Origin of the sequence: Xanthocytophaga agilis (assembly GCF_030068605.1) — a bacterium.
GTDB lineage: Bacteria > Bacteroidota > Bacteroidia > Cytophagales > 172606-1 > Xanthocytophaga > Xanthocytophaga agilis.
In genome coordinates this window covers 753,071-771,467 of record NZ_JASJOU010000001.1, presented here as the reverse complement: position 1 = coordinate 771,467, position 18,397 = coordinate 753,071, and the positions used below count along the sequence as shown (strand labels likewise).

Here is an 18,397-nt window from a genome sequence, read left to right as displayed (position 1 = left end):
TTTCATCTGGTCAGAATTCGTTTTTATCTAAAAAAAAAGCTTATTCATCCTGTTACCGCTTTCTGTATAAACAGAATAAAATGTAAGGAATTTCTAAATTCACATAATTCCTACTTTTTCTTTTGCTTTTCAGCCTTCGAGGTTGTTCATTTCACTGTAATCTACTCTTATAGAAAGAAAACAAACAGATTGACTACTAGCGAAGTATGAGCCTACTAAACTCGAAACAACCGGATATATCTCCTTTTCTACTGAACGAAGAATAGCTTCTAGAATGGGGAAAGAACAACTCGTTTTGGTAGTATCTACAAACAATACTATTTATTGTAGATATGAGTTTCAGTAAACCAGATTTATATTCATTTAGGCAACATGTGTACGTAACTTACAGGATATAGAGACATGTAGTGAGTTTCCAATAATTAGTTCTACGAAATGTAACCTAAAAATGTATAAACTATTCTACTAATTTTTAGTAAGATAGTTTTGAAAGATCTTCTAGAATAGTAGGTTTATGTGTTGTATTTCAACAGTAGTATTTAGAAGTGGTATAGTATCCTCCTTCTGAGTCAGATCATTAATTAAAGAATATGAATCTTATAAAAGCGCCTCTGGTATTGAAAGGCCAGACGGTAGAACTCGTTTCGTTAGACAAAGCTCATTTTGATGCTCTGGAAAAGCTCGCATCTGAGGAAAAAATCTGGCGATTTTATCCCTTTGACCTCGCTAATCCTGAAAAGTTTAAAGCCACCTTACCAGCAGCATTGGAAGAAAGAGAAAGTGGAAGCCAATTTCCCTTTACTATTTTCTATAAGGAGCAAATAATAGGAAGCACACGATATGGATATTCAGCCTAAACACAAAAAGCTGGAAATAGGCTTTACCTGGATGCATCCAGACTATTGGGGAAGTAGCATTAATACCGAGTGTAAATTTCTCCTCTTACACTATTGCTTTGAACATCTGGACATTCAAAGAGTCCATATCAAGACAGATGAAACTAACACAAGGTCGAGAAAAGCTATTGAGAAGATTGGAGGACAGTTTGAGGGTATTATCCGGAATGATATGGTCAGAGACAATGGAACAAAAAGGAATTCGGCTTCCTATAGTATTATTGATCAGGATTGGCAACATATTAAGGCACATCTGCTTCAAATACTAGGAGTAACTGTTTTGTAATAGTAATTCTCTCTCCCATTAGCTACAAATCAGTAGGGAGTTTGCTATTAACTATCTGGCAAGCTCTTCTATCATGCCATATAATCTCTTGGAGTCTGTGATAGCATGTCCCTGAATAGTGTTATTAAAAAACACCCAGATTTCTTTCCCATCCAATAACCAATCCTTGATCATAAGGGCATATTTTTCCAACTTCTCATCAGAATACGAAGAGGAATACAACACCTCGTCTCCATGTAAACGCATATATATAGTATTTGTAGTAGCAACTTCAAGACCTGGAAACCGCTTACCACCACTTGAAATAACAAAGCTGATTCCTCTATCCCACATCAAGTCCAGGGAGTCCTCCACAAACCATGATTTATGACGAACTTCCAGTGCAAAGGGCTGAGTAGGATATTTTTCCCTCAGCATGGCAAAAAAATCTTCAGTTAAAGATTTATCAAAGTGAAAACTCGATGCAAGCTGAATCAGTACTGGCCCCAGTCGGTTACCCATTAGCTGATAACTTGACATAAACTTTTCCAATGGTTGGGCGCAATTGACAAACTTGCGTTTATGGGTAATTTCCTGATGCAATTTTGCCGCAAACCGAAATGTAGAAGGGGTACTATGTAGCCATTTCTCAATGGTTTTAGCCATGGTAAAGTGGTAGAAGCTACTATTAATTTCTGTGGCATTAAATCGCGTGGCGTAGTAAGGCAAATAGTCTGCAGACGGTAGTTCTGGTGGGTAAAATAGTTCTTTCCAACGGTAACTCCAGCCTGAGGTGCCTATATATAGATTTGGGATTGCATTCATACTGGTTGATGTTCCTTATTGACTGGGTTTAAACTTATATTGTAAGCTCTGGTCGAATCTAGTGGCAACTCAAGCTTAAAGTATCAATCAAATCTCTCTTTCTATACAAGCTGCTAGTTTGCATCAAATAAGAAACAAACAAGCCACTGAGTATCCGTAGATACTCAGTGGCTTGTTTGTTGTAAAATATGTTTATACTCTGGTTCGGCTACGTGGTTTGGCAACCATCGCATATATCCAAAGTAATAACAACGATCCTCCGATGGCGATGAGCAGACTTCTGAAATTGAAGCCATCTACAGATCCCCAGCCAATGGCAGATGCAACAAAACCGCCTATTACGGCTCCCACAATACCTAATAGAATAGTAGTAAGCCAATTATTGGATTGGTCCCCTGGCATAATCAGTTTTGCCAAGGCACCAGCTATAAGTCCGAAAATAATCCAGGTCAAAAGTCCCATAGTTGTATTTTTTAAAATTGTAAATATGGTTTATTAATTAAACTATGCCATTACTTACTAAAGAACTATGCCACACTAACTGGCTGGAAATCTGGTTCTGTTTCTAACAAAAAGTAAGCAGACAAACCATCTCATCTGCTCAAGTTGACTTTTTAATACACTCTATCTTTCAAAGCAGGGATTTTTGTTCTCTCAAGGTTAAGCTAAATAAAAATCCCTACTTCGGAGAGGTTGGAGATTTTCCCAGAGATGAAAACTACATAGGTGCACTTTTTACAAACAACTATGTATACGAGGGTAAGTTGAATACAAATACTCCTTTAATCAAACACATTGTAAACAAAGCAAACAAATGAGAGTACCAGACTTCCAGATAGCAGGACTGACACTACTAGTCCTTTATTACTAGTCCTTTTCGGTAAGCACAGGTTCATGTAACGAATGGACTACTGAATGTATCACTTCTGATTGTGGATCATATTTGGTCTCCCACTCTTCCAGCAAAGAAAAAATCGGTAACAGATCCAGTCCTTTCTGTGTAAGACTATACTCAACACGAGGTGGTAACTCCTTAAATTCTTCCCGAATCAGAATGCCATCGGCCTCCAGTTCACGCAACTGGTCAGTAAGTACCTTTCTGGAGATGACATCCATAATAGCTGCCAATTGTCCAAACCGGACTTTCTTATCCCGGATTACACATACAATAATTGGTTTCCACTTGGAACCCAGGGCTGTCATAGCTTTTACAAGTGGACAGGAACTGTAGGCAAATTTTTCGCGATTCATTTTAGTTACTTCAAAGTTACCACTATCAGAGTATAAATGGTTACAAATCCGAACTAACCTTAGTTCCTTTGTGTAACTAAAGAGCAATAGTTTCTTTTTTTCAAATCAGTGAAAAATGACAAGTAACCGAAAGTCTCTCTCTTATTCTATATTGGAACTAGCCAGTGTAGCCAATGGCAGTTCTCCAGCCCAAACATTCGAAAAAAGCCTTGACCTTGCGCAAAAAGCCGAAGAGCTGGGTTATAAACGTTTCTGGCTGGCTGAACATCACAACATGGCAAGTATTGCCAGTTCAGCCCCTTCAGTACTAATCGGCCATATTGCCGGAGGTACTAAAAAAATACGGGTAGGCTCAGGAGGTGTGATGCTACCCAATCACTCTCCCCTTATTGTTTCTGAACAATTCGGCACCCTTGGCTCTCTCTACCCTGATCGCATTGACCTAGGTTTGGGCAGAGCACCTGGCACTGACCAGGTTACAGCTCATGCTATCCGTTCAGACAGGATGCAATCTGTCTACCAGTTTCCGGAAGAGATCAAACAGATTCAGCAGTATTTTTCATCAGATAACAAAGGTGCTAAAGTTCGGGCTACAGTAGCAGAAGGTGTCTCTGTACCAATCTATATACTAGGTTCAAGCACTGACAGTGCCCATCTAGCAGCCAAATTGGGATTACCTTATGCTTTTGCCAGCCACTTTGCTCCTGCCCAGTTATTTGAAGCTCTGCATATTTACTACAATGAGTTTAAGCCTTCGTCATTCTTACAGGAACCGTATACTATTGCTTGTATTAATGTCATTGCGGCAGAAACGGATCAGCAAGCTGAACGTATCTCTACTACATTAATCCGTCTGATTGTTGGTGTACTTACCGGACAAAGTGATTACATGCAGGAACCGATTGACATGACACCTCAGTTACGCCAGCTTTCTCATGATCCTGCCCTGCAACGTATGTTAAAATATACTTTTGTGGGTAGCAAAGAAACAGTAAAACAACAAACAACTGAGTTTCTGAAACAAACAGGGGTAAATGAGATCATGGTTGCCTCACATATTTACCACCATGAGGATCGGTTAAACTCCTATCGGATTTTTGCTGAGATTATGCAAGAGTTGTGATGAATGTAAAGAAACAAAGTTGTATTAAAACAACATTATTACTCAAACGACTGCCTGAATGCCACAGGTGACATCCCCATCTTTTGTTTAAACAGTTTATGAAAAGACTGGGGATGTTCAAAGCCCAGTTTATAGGCTATTTCTGATATACTCAGTTGACTGATGCTAAGCAGATCTTTGGCTTTTTCCATCAACAGGCCATGAATATACTGTTGTGTATTCTGGCCTGTTAGTGTTTTCAGCATATCTGTCAGATAGCGTGGTGACACTTTCAAGTAATCAGCCAGTTCTTGTGCATTGGGCAAACCACTCAACACCGCATTATCCAGTCTATCAGCTAAAAAACTATTCATTTGTTCCAGCCATTCATTGTGCACTGTTTTACGAGTAAGAAACTGTCTGTGGTAAAACCGATTACTATAATTGAGTAACAATTCTATCTGTGAAATCATCACATCCTGGCTAAACTGATCAATATTGTTTTCCAGTTCCAATGCAATATGGTTAAAAACAGACCTAATAGTTTCTTTTTCTTTTTCTGATAAAAACAATGCCTCAGAAACAGCATAGGAGAAAAAACCATAGGTATGAATGCGTTTTCCCAACGGGTAATTCCGGATAAAATCAGGATGAAAGAAAAAGGTATACCCTTCATATGTTTTCTCTTGTTCGTAGGCAGTAACAATCTGGTTGGGAGCCAGAAATGCCAATCCTCCTTCTTCAAAATCATAATATCCTTGTCCATACCTGACCTGTCCTTTGAAATCTGTTTTAAAGGAAATCTTATAAAAATTTAACCCAAACCGTTGTCCAACATCTGCCACATTTACTTTAATGCTACCATAGTTTACTAATGCTACCAACGGGTGTAAAGGCTTAGGCTGCTCCAGGCGCCGCATCAGATCAGAGATATTCTCAAAAATATAAGGTTGTTCTGCGGTTGTTTTCATAATTGAAATAGTAGCAATAACATATAAGGAGGAAGTTTCCCCAGCCTAACAGGGCAATAATACGCTCAATTCTGTACAGAAGGCCGAATGACAAGGTCTCCGATTTCTACATCTGCTGGTTGCTCAATCGCAAACGCAATAGCTCGGGCAATAGCCTGAGGAGAAATGGCAATTGATTCCATAGTATCTCTAATCGCATTTTTCATAGTTACATTTTTCATAGCATTGGGCATCTCTGTCTGAACAAATCCAGGAGAAATACCTGTTACCCGTACCTGTCCAGCCGACTCCTGCCGTAGCGCTTCTGTGATAGTACGAACTGCATTCTTGGTTCCAGCATATACACCTTGTGTAGGAACAATTTTAATTCCCGATGTAGAGATTACATTCACTATATGCCCTGATCCTTGTTTCAGAAACACAGGCATAGCGGCTGCAATTCCATATAATACACCTTTCAGATTCACATCTATCATCTGCTCCCACCCTTCTACATCCAGTTCATCTATACGCGACAACTGTCCTACCCCGGCATTATTGATTATCACATCCAGTGTTCCAAACCGTTCACAAGCCAGATCCACCAGCTTTTGGAGATCGTTCCGCTGGGTTACATCTGCTTCTAACCAGATACAAGATCCTCCTGCTGCCTCAATACGATCCGAGAGACTTTGCAAACGTTCTGTTCTGCGTGCCCCCAATACAACCTTAGCTCCTTTTTCTGCCAGCAACAATGCAGTTGCTTCACCTATACCACTACTAGCCCCTGTAATAGCAATGACCTTACCTTCCAATGTACGTTCCATAGTATTCTACGTTTTTTATTGATTTTGTGATGAGGCAAAGGTCACAACGATTACAAATAAAAAAGTAGCCAATAATGCAGAAGTTGTAGTCGAAATGGTGTTTCTCAAGGAGTAATGTTTTTTATGAATGGGAAATAACCAATTCTGACAAATGATGCCAGGAAAATAGGAAATCAGTAACCAACAAACCTATTTTCTTGCTTTACTTTTTTCTGACACGTTTCCAGACCGACACTGCAGTTGTTCCGGCAGCGACAGTGGATGGTACTTGATAATACAATTCATCATTCAAAAGTCTGAACTTTCGGACTTGCGTTGTACTCTCCCAGTTTGGGTAGGCGGCATAGTCAATCTGAAACGTCAATACCTTATTCACAGTATCCATTTTGATATGCCCTATATGGGTGCTAATTCCTAAAAGAGCAGATTCGTATTCCTTGGGTGTTCCTCGCTTCTTATCCCCTGAGGCAAACTTTGGGCGATCTGGTCGAAAGATCTGTAAGGAGTACTGTCCGTCGGAATCAATCATCAAAACACCTTTTGCATTTTTCCCATAGGCAGTGTCTGTAACCAGACTTCCATCCGGAAGAAGTACCTGTGCTGCCTTTAACATCCAAGTTCCGGCAAGAGGAAACCCAGCATCCTGGTCTTCTGAGACTGATACATCGACAGACTTCTTCTCTCCTTTTTTCGCTACCTGATTGCTATTTGTTTGAGCTATTGAAGAATATACAGATACAAACAGTAAAATCACTGTGAATAGTTTGTTCATGTTGCTTTTTTGTGGTTTAAAACCCAGTGAAGTATAGGTTGATTAAAGTGTTCTCAGAAACAATCTTTGTTCATACATATAAGTATTTCTCAAAAAGCAGCTATAGCTTCTACTCTTCTTCTGATTACTAATTCTCTTATCGTTAAAGAGTTTTATTAAGACAAAAGTATACATTTGCTATCCTTCGCGATTTGTAAAACTTTACACTTATTCTGTACTATACAACCATGCATGGAGCAACATTATATAGGCAATACGAAATCGAATGGAAGGAATTACAACGCTATACCCGAACAACAAAGCGTAACAACTTTTTTGAACTGATTTATGTCGTTGATGGAACAGGTGTGCAGACTGTCAATAAAAATCACTTCAATTACCGGAAGGGAAACTTGTTCTTACTGACACCTCAGGATGAATACTCCTTTGTGATTGATACCACTACAACGTTCTTTTTCCTACGGTTTAATGAATTGTATGTGAAGGATAATATCAGCAAAGACAAAGACATAGTCAAACAGGTAGAATATATCCTGCAAAATGCCAGTCACCGTCCTGGCTGTATACTAAAAAACAAAGTAGACAAACCTTTCATTGCTATGCTTGTAGAGAGTATTTTGAATGAACAAACTAATCAACAGCTCTATTACAATCGTATATCTGAACAAATCATTAATACAATTATTACGATTGTTGCCAGAAATATTGCATTAAAACTGCCTAAGAATATCAATGAATCAACAGGTGAACCTATCCTAGAAATGCTAAATTACATTCAGCAGAATATCTTCGAGCCCAAAAATCTGAAAGCACATAAGTTAAGCCAACATTTTAATATTTCACTTAATTACTTAGGACGCTACTTTAAGAAACAGACAGGAGACACCTTGCAAAACTATATAGTCAACTATAAAATGAGATTAGTAGAAACAAGACTGTTACATAGTGCCATGCGAATAAATGAGATTGCTTATGAGTTTAACTTTACAGACGAAAGCCACCTGAATAGAGCCTTTAAAAAATACAAAGGCATGAACCCGTCTGATTTCAGAAGAATGAACAGTATTCCCTTACAGTAAAAGCTCTGCACTACATAAATCTTTTTTGTTATAGAAAATATACCAAAGGTCATAAGAGACTATACCGATAACTGGAAGTATGGTCATTCTCAAAATTGAACTGAGTTCTGGTCAAAGGTAAAAGTGAACATTATTCGAATATTTCTGAAAAGCGACTGGTATTCCGGTTAAAACAAAAAATGACTGGAACTCCAGTCAAAATTGAAAGTGAACAAAGTTCCAGTCATTTTGTAAAGAGATTCGAAGCAAGGTCGCTTTGCTTGATGGATAGTTACCCAATCAATCAGCCATCAATTGTCATTTTGACCATAGTTTAGATATTTTTCCGTATTGAACATAGTTCTGATCAATGACAAATTTCCGGGTTACATTCCCAATACAGCTAACAATCTACTCAACTGATCAAGCCATTGGTAAGTAGTATCAACGATATTGCCTACCCCAAAGCCATGCCCTCCTTTTGTATATAGATGCATTTCTACCGGACGTTGGGCTGTATACCATTTTGTGTATAGTTTTAAGGCATGGGTAACAAATCCGAATTCATCATCCTGCGTACAAGCCAGAAACAAGGGAGGTGCACTAGGGAGCATGGGATCTTGTATCCATTCAGGTAAGTCGGCATATACAGGAACCACAAAGTCAGGACGATTCTCTGCAGTATACTCAAAAGCAGTAGCAGCAGCTACCAGACCTCCAGCAGAAAAGCCCATGATGCCAATTCGATCAACAGCTATCTTATACACTTCAGCATGTCGCCGGACGTAAGTTATGGCTTGTCTTCCATCTGCAATAGCAAGTGGAATAACCGGAAGGATCTTCCGTTGTAAGCATATCCTCGAAAGGGCTATCACTAAAAATATGTAATAGCTTGTATTTTAAAACAAAAACAGTAATTCCCTTCTTTATCAGCTCTTTTGCAATAATAGTCCCCTCATGATCAATAGCCAGAAAGTGAAATCCACCTCCGGGACAAACAATCACTGAAGTTCCAGTTGTAACTGCGGGGTCAGGTAAAAAACGCTTAATGTCGGATCTACCACATTATATACCGTCATAATATTTGCTCTGTTCCGATCATTTTTGTCTTCTGTCCAATTCCAGTTCTCAGATCCTGGTACAGATCTCTCATATAGCTTGATTTCTTTTTGTTGCATAACAGCTAAAATTAATGGAGCAAATATCTACTATTATTCTAAAGCACTACAGGGTAAAAAATAACAAAACAAAGGGTGATTGCGAAAAAGAATAGTTTACATAGAAGCAAGATCTTTTGTTAATTATAAAAGTTGCTATCATTTTTGTTCAAACAATCTACTTACCATAAACGAATCCAACTGAAGAAATACGAGTAAGTAAGGATATATGTTATTTGTAAAAAATTTGGTAAGTTAGACATAATCTCACTTATTACACTTTGAGAAGTGCAACTTTACATTTGCTATTTTTAAGACAGGTACAACCTCATGGAATCACTTAAAACCTATTTGAATGCAATTTCTCCACTTCATGAGCATACCTGGCAGGCTATCCAATCTCATTTTAGCTATTCCGTTCTATCAAAAAGATCTTATTATATTCAAGAGGGGCAAGTAGCTAAAGAGTTTGCTTTCTTACAAAAGGGTGTGGTAAGAGCCTTTCATCGAACCAGGGATGGTTCTGAGTATAATAAACGATTTTTCACATTTCCATCTATAATTGGTAGTTATGCCTCCCTGATCACGGGTACACCCAGCCTGTTTACTCAGCAAGCTTTAACCGATTGTCAGATCCTAAAAGCTGACTATATAACCATTAGTAGTTTATATCCATTATATCCGGATTTGGAGAGGCTCGCCCGAAAGTTTGCAGAAAATTATTTTGTAGAAAATGAAAAGAAGGAAGTAGAAATTGTTGTACTTAACGCGGATCAACGTTATTTACAATTTCAGAAGAACTATCCCGATTTAGAGCAACAAATCTCCCAATACCATATTGCCTCTTTTTTAGGCATCACCCCTACCCAGTTAAGTCGTATCAGAAGGAAACTCCTATTATAATTTCCAAGACTGGATTTCTTTACATATGTATATAAATCCGTCATTTTTTTAGGTGTATTTTGCAGCTACACTCTTTTTCACCTATACCTATGAAAACCTACCTTACACTATTTCTTTTTTTCAGTTATTGGCTATATCTGATACAAGTTACGTTAGCTACTCCAACACAACATATTCCAGATCAGATTGATACAACGGCTATTGATAGCTTTATTAAGGAGTATCTACAAAAAACCAATATTTCAGGAATAGCTGTTGCCATTGTAGACAAAAACAAAATACTTTTCTCAAAAGGATATGGACAAACCACTAGCAATCATATAATTACTGGTGACACACCTTTTGCCATTGCATCCTTAAGCAAATCCTTTACAGCACTAGCCGTAATGCAACTGGTAGATGCAGGCAAGATCAACCTTACTCTTCCGGTTGCTCATTACTTGCCCACGTTTCATATTAACGATCCGGAAGGTGCTAAAATCACTGTGGCGCAACTACTCTACCAAACCAGTGGCTTGTCTGATCTGGGTTTTCCGGATATGAAACTCGATCAGCCTCATTCGCTGGAAAGAGCAATGGTAAATCTTCAGCAGGCACATCTAACTAATAATCCCGGACAAAAATATCACTACTACAATCCCAATTACCAGATCCTGGCTCGTTTGATAGAAGTGGTTGGCAAGGAAGATTTTTCAAACTATCTGAAAAAGCACATTTTTGATCCCCTACATATGAATCATACAGTAAATGTGACACATACTCAGGAATTTTATACAAAAACGGGAGGCAACCTGGCAAAGGGATACTACTCATTATTTGGCACTTCTTTGCCTAAAGAAGAGCAAGACTGGTTTGTCTCTGGTTCAGCAGGAATGGTTTCTACAGTAAATGATATGTCTAACTGGCTAAGGTTGCAGCTAAACAATGGAACGATTGATAGTACACAACTACTGAGCACGAAGGGAATTAGAATCTTGCATACCCCTCCTACTGGTGTGAAAAGTAACTATGCCATGGGATGGAAAGCAGGCAACAATGGAGAACTGTCTCATGGTGGCATTCTCTGGACATACCAATCTGAGCAAACATTGTTAACAAAGGAAGGCTATGGGATTGTAGTATTATGTAACAATGGTATCAATGCTTTTCAGGATTTTCATGGATTTATGGAAGGAATAATCACACTTTTACGCAACCAACCTATAGGTGCATCTGGTATTTCAAATAATGGGTATGCGATGCTAAGTATATTGGCTATAGGAATAGCACTAGGAATGGGCATTTACCGACTTTATCGCAGTTCCAAGTGGATAGTCAATTATTCAAAAGGCTCTAAATGGCGATCCTGGTTCGTTCTTTCCTTACGATTGATACCATGCTGTCTGTTGATATTCATGCCTCACCTTATCGCTTTTGCATCTGGGAGGGTTTTACATTGGGAAGGTATTTTTCTTATGATGCCTGAGATAATGATCTGGTTGGGGATAGTGGCCATAGTGAATATACTGATTGCATGCAGACAACTTATCCTGCTTACCAAAGCCAGGAAATCTGACCTTATTGCGTCATAGTTAATCCAGATAAATTGCGACATGAAACATCAAAGTAACAAGGCCAACGTTTGAACTCCTCTTTCCAAATCTTCTTCTGACAATGAACCATAACTTAAACGAATACCGTTTACAGAACTATCAAAACTGTAGTCGTCAGGTGTAATGATTTTAATCCCTTTGGTCTGAAGTTGGGCAGAAACCTGTTCCCAGTTTACTTTCATTCTGGGAACAACCCAAAAAGCCAGTCCACCATCAGGAATAGTATAATCGGCTTTCTCTGACAGATACTTTTTTAGTAACTCTGCCATAAAATCTCTTTTTGATTTGTAATAATGGGTTGCCTTTCGCAGATGCCGTTTTATAGTACCATCTTTGATAAGTTGCAAAACAGCTTGCTCCATTATAACATCACCCTGTACATCTATAATTTTTCGTAAAGATCCAACCCTGTCAATCAAAGTAGTGTCGTTACTTACCAGATATCCGATTCTCAGTGCGGGAGCCACTACTTTGCTCATTGTGCCAATATATACATAGTGTTTTAGCTCTGTAAAACTTGATAATGGAAATACAGGTCGATATCCAAAATGAAATTCGTTATCGTAGTCGTCTTCAATAATCGTAAATCCATACACATTAGACAACCGAATAAGCTCAAGTCTTCGCTGAAGACTTAGTGTTACTGTCGTTGGATATTGCCGGTGTGGTGTGGTATAGATAGCATTTATCTTTTTACCTGATTTTAAGTGCGCTACTACATCTTCAATAACCAATCCGTCCTGATCTACCCGAACAGGCAATAGCCTGGCACCAGTTTGTTCAAATGCTTTCCAGGCAGGCTTGTATCCGGGATTTTCTACTAAAATGTATTTGTTCTTCTCCTGCAGACAGTGAGCTGTTAAATACATTGCCATCTGGCTACCTCTGGTTATACAGATGGAATGTTCATCTACCTGCATTCCCCGTTGGTGATTAAGCATTTGGACTACTGATTTTCTAAACTCTATATCCCCCAGTTCGCTACTATATCCCATCATCTGCCACCGGGCTTTTCGGTTAAAAATCTGTCGGTATGCTCTGGCTAGTTCTGCCACAGGTGCAATCTTACTATCCGGATGCCCATCATCAAAATTAATACGAAACACATTCAGTGTTTTATCCTTGGTAGTAACAGAGAAATTGCTAGCTGGATCTTTGACAAGGGAAGGCAATGTATCTGCCACAAAAGTCCCTTTTCGTTCTTTAGAAACCAGCCATTCCTCTGTCAGCAGTACATTCAACGCTTCCACTATTGTATTTCGGTTTACCTTCAACTCCTGTGCCAGTGCCCTGCTCCCCGGCAAGGCCGTCCCCCCTTTTACTCTTCCTGATTGTATATCTGCAATAATGGCATCAGCTATTTGGAGGTAAATAGCCTTCTCAGCAGTATAATCTAACTGGATTTCTAATTTCCATGGTCGAAGCATCTGGACTATCTATTTTTAGTAAAACTGTATCAGTATAGTAGTCCAAAGGTACTCTATTTTTGTAAGGCAATAAGGCAAAAAACATAAAATAAACTCTGCTATGACTAAACCAGAAACAACTTCAGCAGCAATGGAAATTCAGGAAGAACAAAAACAATTTAGCTCCAAGGATTTTCATAAAACTTATGCACGACCAGTATATGTAAAGCCATCCCATCTTATTCACAGGAATATAGTGAATGCAGGTGAGCATAATCAATTCTCAACCGAACGAAAACACCCTGTTTACTTTGTAGATTTACCCAGTAAGAATGTAAGTCTGACCATTGGCGGACTCTTACCTGGACAAGTAACCAACCGCCATCGCCATACCTACGAAACAGTCTTATATGTGCTTGAAGGCAAAGGGTGGACCGAAATCGAAGACGAACGCATTGAATGGCAGACAGGTGATGCCGTTTATATTCCATCCTGGGCCTGGCACAGACACCAGAATCTGAGCGATACAGAACCTGCAAAATATATTGCCTGTGAGAATGCTCCACAACTACAAAACCTGGGTGTTGCCCTTCGTGAAGAAGAAGGAAGAGATCTGTAACCAAAGAACAAACCTTTCTTTTTCAAGAATTATTATCCTTACCCACAACGTTTCAAATGAAGTCCATTTCATTCAAAGGCATAATAGCCTACCCAATCACTCCCTTTGACAATCAGGAAAAAGTTGATATTCCTTTGTTCAAAAAACAGGTAGATCGGTTAATTGTTTCAGGAGCACATGGTATTGCTCCTTTGGGAAGTACAGGTGTATTACCCTATCTGACAGACGAAGAAAAGGAGGCTGTCACAGAAGCTACTATGCAACAAGTGGCAAACCGAGTACCTACTCTGGTAGGTGTATCTAATCTTACAACAGATAAAACCATTTATCATGCCCGGTTTGCAGAAAAAGCAGGAGCCACAGCAGTAATGATTATCCCGATGAGTTACTGGAAACTTACTGATGATGAGATTGTACAACATTATGATGCAGTTGCTTCCAAACTATCCATTCCTATCATGGTATATAACAACCCGGCAACCGGCGGGGTAGATATGTCACCAGCATTGCTGAAACGTTTGCTGAAAATTCCCAATGTGACAATGATTAAGGAAAGTACAGGTGATATACAGCGAATGCACTATTTACGAAAGGAATTAGGTGAAGATGTTGCCTTTTACAATGGCTCTAATCCGCTGGCCCTAGCTGCTTTTGCAGCAGGTGCTAACGGCTGGTGTACCGCAGCTCCTAATCTGATACCGGAATTAACGACGCAGTTGTACAATACTATTCAAAATAATGACCTGGCTGAAGCACAACGTGTTTTCTATCAACAACTAGACCTATTGAAATTTATCGTATCCAAAGGATTGCCAAGAGCTATCCAGGCTGGCTTAAACATCCTGGGAGAAGACGGAGGACAGCTGAGAAGTCCGTTAAAGCCCTTGACAAATATTGAATCAGCAGAATTAAAAACTATTCTTTCACAAATTAACAAGTAAACAAAATGCCAAAATCAGTTTTTTATCATGCAGGTTGTCCTGTTTGTGTAAGTGCAGAACAGGATATTTTAACCCTTATTCCTTCTGAACAAGTTGAGGTAGTCCATCTAGGAACAGACAAATCAAAAGTTACAGAGGCCGAAAAAGCAGGTGTAAAATCTGTTCCTGCCTTGGTAACACCCAATGGAAATGTGTTGCACATTAACTTTGGTGCTTCAATAGAAGAGTTAAAATAATACCATTGAAATAATTAAAATACTAAGGTCCTGAAGGCCAGGAAATGATTGTTTGTATATATGGCAATTATTGACAGGTCTTCAGGACCTTAGTATTTGTAAGAGGATAGCCGTTAAATAAAAGAGATGCTATGGACTGTTGTACCTTATCTTCCTGCCTCCAGACTTCTGTTTACCATATTTTCCAACTGAGATTTGTGACGTTTCAAATGCATCTGGATAAACCAGAGCCATTCATACCGGGTAAGATACCCAACGCCGGGCAGCTCAAAATCCTGACAGATAATAGTCAGATCTTTTTCTCTGACAATAGCCAGGTCTTTATCCTTCACACGTTTTAGTTCAGTGATAAGTTCACTTTTTTCATGAGGGAGACTGTCTGGTTCCAGGCTTTCAGGTGACTGAAACTTTTGGTTCCAGTCCTCCCACCAGGGACGAATCTGAGGAAGACAGGAATCATACACACGATTTGTCGGAGTTATCTTGCTATCTGGAAGACCATCTGTAGCCAGCAAAATATGTGTAACCACCTGAGCTGGAGTCCAGCTTCCAGTAAAGGGAGCAGTATTTACAACCGATTCATCAAATTGAGAAATCATTGAGATAAAGGCTTCAAAGGCTTCTGCCAATGCCTCATAAAGTGTATCTTTTTCTGATGCAGGTATCATAGTGATCTTTTTTCACAAAGTTCACCATTTCTACTTCATTGAATGCTGTGTGTATCCGTCAAAGTATGGGTGGAATTGCGACAACAAATGTTTTATCTGATCATTTGTTGATAGATAAACAATACTTTACACTTCTAAAAACAAAAATTCTCCGAGGGAGACCTTCGGAGAATTTCAGTAACAAACCACTTACAACCTAAATTCGTATTTTTATATTTATATCAGACTTACATCTGAGGATATATCTGCTTGACTAACAATACAAAGATACTACATTCATACCCCCTTTGTAAAGTCATAATTTATTCATTACCATACACATATACCTTTTTTTCTTTTATTCGTAAAAGGAGCCTCTGCGCAGTTAAATCATTAAAACTCAATCCTCTACCTTAACAAACCCTCTAAAAAACCTTATATCTGACATGGAAAAGTGTAATTTCTGACCTTTTCCTCACATGAGACAAGGTAGTACTTTCCGTGTTTATGGAAATTCGCCAGCAAAGATTAAAAGCTATGTAAGCATCGAAGTTGAACTTTACAACAAACCAACATTGAACTTTTTAGCAAAGTAAACCCAGCATAATCTGTCGACTTTTGTAGAAACAAAAACAATCAACTCGATGAAAACAATTGATAAAATCTATGTAAACGGAGCCTTTGTAACTCCACACGGAACAGAAGTTGCTGAACTGATTAACCCAAGCAATAACACAGTAATTGGCACTGTCCAACTCGGTGATGTAGAAGATACACGTAAAGCAATTGCCAGTGCAAAAGCTGCCTTCAAATCCTTCTCACAGACAACCAAAGAACAACGTTTGGAATATCTGCAAAAGATGTATGAGGCAATAGCCAAGCGCCAGGATGAACTTACGGAAGTGATGGTTCGGGAATATGGGGGCACGCTGCAATTCTCCAAAATGAGTACACTCAATGCACTAAACAGTATTCAAAGTGCGATGGAGACGCTAAAACAAGTAGAGCTAGTACGAACTGTAGGCCAATCACAGGTGCATATGGAACCTGTTGGTGTAGTAGGTATCATTACACCCTGGAATGCAAGCAATAGTTTTATTTCTAACAAATTATCGACCGCCATCGCAGCAGGATGCACCGCAGTGATCAAACCTAGCGAGATGAGTGCGCTGCAAACGCAGATCCTTACAGAATGTTTGCATGAAGCCGGTTTGCCTGCTGGAGTGTTTAACATTGTAAATGGTCGTGGGGATGTAGTAGGCGCTGAAATCAGTCGCCATCCGGACATTGCTAAGATTTCATTTACAGGTTCTACTCAGGTTGGTAAATCCATTGCCCGAAATGCAGCGGATAGCATGAAACGAATTACGCTGGAACTGGGTGGCAAATCACCTAATATTATCCTGGAAGATGCTAATTTTGAAACGGCTGTTCCATTGGCGATTCAGGCAGCGTTTATGAATAGTGGACAAGCCTGTGTGGCAGGTACACGGTTATTAGTACCTGAAACGCACCTGGAAGAAGTAAAAAAACTAGTAAAAGAAACAGTTGAACACGTGAAAGTAGGAAACCCACAGGACGCAGATACCGCTGTAGGTCCTTTGGTAAGCAAAAAGCAATATGATCGTGTACAATCCTATATTCGGTTAGGATTGGAAGAAGGTGCAGAATTACTAACTGGAGGTATTGGACAGCCCTCAGGCCTTGAAGCAGGAAACTTTGTCAAACCAACTGTGTTTGTGAATGTAAACAACCAAATGCGTATTGCCAGAGAAGAAATATTTGGTCCTGTACTATCTGTGATCTCATATAAAACAGAAGAGGAGGCCATTGAGATAGCCAATGACACAGATTATGGATTGCAGGCATATGTTAGTTCCTCTGATGAGAAGCGGGCACATCAAGTTGCTGGGCAGTTACATGCAGGACGGGTACTGATCAACTGTCTGAAACATGATCCAATGGCGCCTTTTGGTGGCTTTAAGCAATCTGGACTTGGACGGGAATATGGTATCTTTGGCCTGGAAGCTTATCTGGAACCTAAAACCATTATTGAATAAACACTATTCCGGAATGGTTTACAGACAATTTATCGTTTGTAAACCATTTTCTTTACATTACTTTTTCTTTATGAGTACTAAGCCATCCACATTACCAATACAATATTCCTGTTATTTTCATCGTAGCAGAGCTGGAGAGCAATTTATCCCCGAACATACTATCAGTTATATTGTGTCCGGTAGTATGGAAATGAGTGATATCACTACCCGTCAGTCCTTTCAGCAAGGTGATATATACTTTTGTCGGCGTAATCAGTTGGCTAAATACGCCAAACAACCACCAGCAGATGGAGAGTATCGTTCTGTCAGTATCTATTTTGATCAGGATACGTTACGTAGGTTTAATCTGGAGTATGGGTATAAACCAGATAAGACAGTAAATACACCTGCATTTATTCCTCTGACCCATGTGCCAGTATTGATTAGTTATATGGAATCTTTACGGGCCTATGAGCAACTATTTACTCAGAAAGAAAACGAAGCTTTGCTGACTGTGAAGCAAAATGAAGCTCTGCTTCTGCTCTTACAACTAAAACCTGAGTTAAAGAATATTCTGTTTGACTTTTCAGAACCTGGCAAAATAGATCTGGAAGCTTTTATGAACCAGAACTACCATTTTAATGTAGATCTGCAACGGTTTGCCTATCTTACAGGTCGTAGTTTATCAACCTTTAAACGGGACTTTGAAAAAGTGTTTCAGGATACACCCAGTCACTGGTTGATTCATCGTAGATTGAAAGAAGCTTATTATCTTATCAAAGAGAAAAAGAAAACAGCTTCTGATGTTTATCTGGATCTGGGTTTTGAAGATCTGTCCCATTTTTCGTATGTATTCAAGAAAGCCTATGGGGTATCCCCTTCTATGGTTTAGTACTTCTTTTCAAGTCAAA

Annotated in this window: 21 protein-coding genes; 11 read left to right on the top strand and 10 right to left on the bottom strand. The window is 39.1% G+C overall.

Translation table 11 applies throughout. From position 1 onward, the window contains the following. Nucleotides 1-590: 590 nt before the first annotated feature. Together QNI22_RS03175 and QNI22_RS03170 are read left to right on the top strand one after the other, a co-directional pair. The gene (locus tag QNI22_RS03175; RefSeq protein ID WP_314509158.1) at nt 591-857 is read left to right on the top strand and encodes a hypothetical protein; all 267 of its coding nucleotides are present in this window, start codon (nt 591-593) and stop codon (nt 855-857) included. After that, nucleotides 841-1,182: a GNAT family N-acetyltransferase gene (locus QNI22_RS03170; RefSeq protein WP_314509156.1), complete on the top strand. Its 342-nt coding sequence runs from the start codon at nt 841-843 to the stop codon at nt 1,180-1,182. Before QNI22_RS03175 ends, QNI22_RS03170 begins: the two co-directional genes overlap by 17 nt. Before the next feature lie 51 nt (nt 1,183-1,233). Here the strand turns inward: QNI22_RS03170 and QNI22_RS03165 are convergent, their stop codons facing one another. The 3 genes from QNI22_RS03165 to QNI22_RS03155 all read right to left on the bottom strand — a co-directional run bounded on the left by QNI22_RS03165 (nt 1,234) and on the right by QNI22_RS03155 (nt 3,237). Further along, nucleotides 1,234-1,986 carry a DUF72 domain-containing protein gene (locus QNI22_RS03165; protein ID WP_314509155.1) on the bottom strand — a complete coding sequence of 251 codons (753 nt, stop codon included), beginning with the start codon at nt 1,984-1,986 and terminating at the stop codon, nt 1,234-1,236. Nucleotides 1,987-2,178: 192 nt separating this feature from the next. Continuing rightward, the gene (locus QNI22_RS03160; protein ID WP_314509154.1) at nt 2,179-2,448 is read right to left on the bottom strand and encodes a GlsB/YeaQ/YmgE family stress response membrane protein; all 270 of its coding nucleotides are present in this window, start codon (nt 2,446-2,448) and stop codon (nt 2,179-2,181) included. A gap of 405 nt (nt 2,449-2,853) precedes the next feature. Further along, nucleotides 2,854-3,237, bottom strand: coding sequence for a winged helix-turn-helix transcriptional regulator (locus QNI22_RS03155; protein WP_314509153.1), 384 nt, complete (start codon nt 3,235-3,237; stop codon nt 2,854-2,856). A 115-nt stretch (nt 3,238-3,352) separates the two neighbouring features. On the opposite strand from QNI22_RS03155, the gene QNI22_RS03150 reads away from it, so the two are divergent. After that, on the top strand, nt 3,353-4,360 hold the full coding sequence (locus tag QNI22_RS03150; protein ID WP_314509152.1) for an LLM class flavin-dependent oxidoreductase: 1,008 nt from the start codon (nt 3,353-3,355) through the stop codon (nt 4,358-4,360). Nucleotides 4,361-4,398: 38 nt separating this feature from the next. Here the strand turns inward: QNI22_RS03150 and QNI22_RS03145 are convergent, their stop codons facing one another. From QNI22_RS03145 to QNI22_RS03135, 3 genes are all read right to left on the bottom strand, one after another. Next, nucleotides 4,399-5,310 (bottom strand): helix-turn-helix domain-containing protein, encoded by a 912-nt coding sequence (locus tag QNI22_RS03145; protein WP_314509151.1) that lies wholly within the window; start codon nt 5,308-5,310, stop codon nt 4,399-4,401. Between the two features lie 65 nt (nt 5,311-5,375). Then, on the bottom strand, nt 5,376-6,116 hold the full coding sequence (locus QNI22_RS03140) for an SDR family oxidoreductase (RefSeq protein WP_314509150.1): 741 nt from the start codon (nt 6,114-6,116) through the stop codon (nt 5,376-5,378). Between the two features lie 202 nt (nt 6,117-6,318). After that, entirely contained in the window at nt 6,319-6,888 is a 570-nt protein-coding gene (locus QNI22_RS03135) for a lipocalin-like domain-containing protein (RefSeq protein WP_314509149.1), read from the bottom strand. A 227-nt stretch (nt 6,889-7,115) separates the two neighbouring features. On the opposite strand from QNI22_RS03135, the gene QNI22_RS03130 reads away from it, so the two are divergent. Beyond that, on the top strand, nt 7,116-7,967 hold the full coding sequence (locus QNI22_RS03130) for an AraC family transcriptional regulator (protein WP_314509148.1): 852 nt from the start codon (nt 7,116-7,118) through the stop codon (nt 7,965-7,967). A 365-nt stretch (nt 7,968-8,332) separates the two neighbouring features. Here QNI22_RS03130 and QNI22_RS03125 read toward each other — a convergent pair whose 3' ends face one another. Together QNI22_RS03125 and QNI22_RS03120 are read right to left on the bottom strand one after the other, a co-directional pair. Beyond that, on the bottom strand, nt 8,333-8,821 hold the full coding sequence (locus QNI22_RS03125; RefSeq protein ID WP_314509147.1) for an alpha/beta hydrolase: 489 nt from the start codon (nt 8,819-8,821) through the stop codon (nt 8,333-8,335). Between the two features lie 126 nt (nt 8,822-8,947). After that, nucleotides 8,948-9,124, bottom strand: a complete 177-nt coding sequence (locus tag QNI22_RS03120; RefSeq protein WP_314509146.1) for a hypothetical protein — start codon at nt 9,122-9,124, stop codon at nt 8,948-8,950. A 309-nt stretch (nt 9,125-9,433) separates the two neighbouring features. Here QNI22_RS03120 and QNI22_RS03115 point away from each other — a divergent pair, with 309 nt between their 5' ends. Together QNI22_RS03115 and QNI22_RS03110 are read left to right on the top strand one after the other, a co-directional pair. Beyond that, nucleotides 9,434-10,006: a Crp/Fnr family transcriptional regulator gene (locus tag QNI22_RS03115; RefSeq protein WP_314509145.1), complete on the top strand. Its 573-nt coding sequence runs from the start codon at nt 9,434-9,436 to the stop codon at nt 10,004-10,006. Between the two features lie 89 nt (nt 10,007-10,095). Further along, on the top strand, nt 10,096-11,577 hold the full coding sequence (locus QNI22_RS03110; RefSeq protein ID WP_314509144.1) for a serine hydrolase domain-containing protein: 1,482 nt from the start codon (nt 10,096-10,098) through the stop codon (nt 11,575-11,577). 29 nt (nt 11,578-11,606) lie between these two features. Here QNI22_RS03110 and pdxR read toward each other — a convergent pair whose 3' ends face one another. After that, a complete protein-coding gene (gene pdxR, locus QNI22_RS03105) occupies nt 11,607-13,025 on the bottom strand; it encodes a MocR-like pyridoxine biosynthesis transcription factor PdxR (RefSeq protein ID WP_314509143.1) in 1,419 nt (472 codons plus the stop codon). 100 nt (nt 13,026-13,125) lie between these two features. Between pdxR and QNI22_RS03100 the strand changes: the two genes are divergently transcribed. From QNI22_RS03100 to QNI22_RS03090, 3 genes are read left to right on the top strand one after another with little or no spacing between them, the layout of a single operon-like run. Next, nucleotides 13,126-13,623: a cupin domain-containing protein gene (locus QNI22_RS03100; protein ID WP_314509142.1), complete on the top strand. Its 498-nt coding sequence runs from the start codon at nt 13,126-13,128 to the stop codon at nt 13,621-13,623. 56 nt (nt 13,624-13,679) lie between these two features. Beyond that, nucleotides 13,680-14,564: a dihydrodipicolinate synthase family protein gene (locus tag QNI22_RS03095; RefSeq protein WP_314509141.1), complete on the top strand. Its 885-nt coding sequence runs from the start codon at nt 13,680-13,682 to the stop codon at nt 14,562-14,564. A 5-nt stretch (nt 14,565-14,569) separates the two neighbouring features. Beyond that, nucleotides 14,570-14,800, top strand: coding sequence for a thioredoxin family protein (locus QNI22_RS03090; protein ID WP_314509139.1), 231 nt, complete (start codon nt 14,570-14,572; stop codon nt 14,798-14,800). A gap of 146 nt (nt 14,801-14,946) precedes the next feature. On the opposite strand, the gene QNI22_RS03085 is transcribed toward QNI22_RS03090, so the two are convergent. Further along, entirely contained in the window at nt 14,947-15,468 is a 522-nt protein-coding gene (locus tag QNI22_RS03085) for a DinB family protein (protein WP_314509138.1), read from the bottom strand. A gap of 623 nt (nt 15,469-16,091) precedes the next feature. Between QNI22_RS03085 and QNI22_RS03080 the strand changes: the two genes are divergently transcribed. Next, entirely contained in the window at nt 16,092-17,507 is a 1,416-nt protein-coding gene (locus tag QNI22_RS03080; RefSeq protein ID WP_314509135.1) for an aldehyde dehydrogenase family protein, read from the top strand. Nucleotides 17,508-17,577: 70 nt separating this feature from the next. After that, entirely contained in the window at nt 17,578-18,378 is an 801-nt protein-coding gene (locus QNI22_RS03075) for a helix-turn-helix domain-containing protein (protein ID WP_313992743.1), read from the top strand. The last annotated feature ends 19 nt before the right edge of the window (nt 18,379-18,397 follow it).

Coding starts and splice junctions, on each gene's coding strand:
- QNI22_RS03075 (WP_313992743.1), top strand. CDS start 17,578: ATGAGTACTAAGCCATCCACATTACCAATACAATATTCCTGTTATTTT.
- QNI22_RS03115 (WP_314509145.1), top strand. CDS start 9,434: ATGGAATCACTTAAAACCTATTTGAATGCAATTTCTCCACTTCATGAG.
- QNI22_RS03160 (WP_314509154.1), bottom strand. CDS start 2,448: ATGGGACTTTTGACCTGGATTATTTTCGGACTTATAGCTGGTGCCTTG.
- QNI22_RS03095 (WP_314509141.1), top strand. CDS start 13,680: ATGAAGTCCATTTCATTCAAAGGCATAATAGCCTACCCAATCACTCCC.
- QNI22_RS03100 (WP_314509142.1), top strand. CDS start 13,126: ATGACTAAACCAGAAACAACTTCAGCAGCAATGGAAATTCAGGAAGAA.
- QNI22_RS03110 (WP_314509144.1), top strand. CDS start 10,096: ATGAAAACCTACCTTACACTATTTCTTTTTTTCAGTTATTGGCTATAT.
- QNI22_RS03170 (WP_314509156.1), top strand. CDS start 841: ATGGATATTCAGCCTAAACACAAAAAGCTGGAAATAGGCTTTACCTGG.
- QNI22_RS03090 (WP_314509139.1), top strand. CDS start 14,570: ATGCCAAAATCAGTTTTTTATCATGCAGGTTGTCCTGTTTGTGTAAGT.
- QNI22_RS03150 (WP_314509152.1), top strand. CDS start 3,353: ATGACAAGTAACCGAAAGTCTCTCTCTTATTCTATATTGGAACTAGCC.
- QNI22_RS03175 (WP_314509158.1), top strand. CDS start 591: ATGAATCTTATAAAAGCGCCTCTGGTATTGAAAGGCCAGACGGTAGAA.
- QNI22_RS03130 (WP_314509148.1), top strand. CDS start 7,116: ATGCATGGAGCAACATTATATAGGCAATACGAAATCGAATGGAAGGAA.
- QNI22_RS03140 (WP_314509150.1), bottom strand. CDS start 6,116: ATGGAACGTACATTGGAAGGTAAGGTCATTGCTATTACAGGGGCTAGT.
- QNI22_RS03135 (WP_314509149.1), bottom strand. CDS start 6,888: ATGAACAAACTATTCACAGTGATTTTACTGTTTGTATCTGTATATTCT.
- QNI22_RS03080 (WP_314509135.1), top strand. CDS start 16,092: ATGAAAACAATTGATAAAATCTATGTAAACGGAGCCTTTGTAACTCCA.
- QNI22_RS03120 (WP_314509146.1), bottom strand. CDS start 9,124: ATGCAACAAAAAGAAATCAAGCTATATGAGAGATCTGTACCAGGATCT.
- QNI22_RS03145 (WP_314509151.1), bottom strand. CDS start 5,310: ATGAAAACAACCGCAGAACAACCTTATATTTTTGAGAATATCTCTGAT.
- pdxR (WP_314509143.1), bottom strand. CDS start 13,025: ATGCTTCGACCATGGAAATTAGAAATCCAGTTAGATTATACTGCTGAG.
- QNI22_RS03155 (WP_314509153.1), bottom strand. CDS start 3,237: ATGAATCGCGAAAAATTTGCCTACAGTTCCTGTCCACTTGTAAAAGCT.
- QNI22_RS03085 (WP_314509138.1), bottom strand. CDS start 15,468: ATGATACCTGCATCAGAAAAAGATACACTTTATGAGGCATTGGCAGAA.
- QNI22_RS03165 (WP_314509155.1), bottom strand. CDS start 1,986: ATGAATGCAATCCCAAATCTATATATAGGCACCTCAGGCTGGAGTTAC.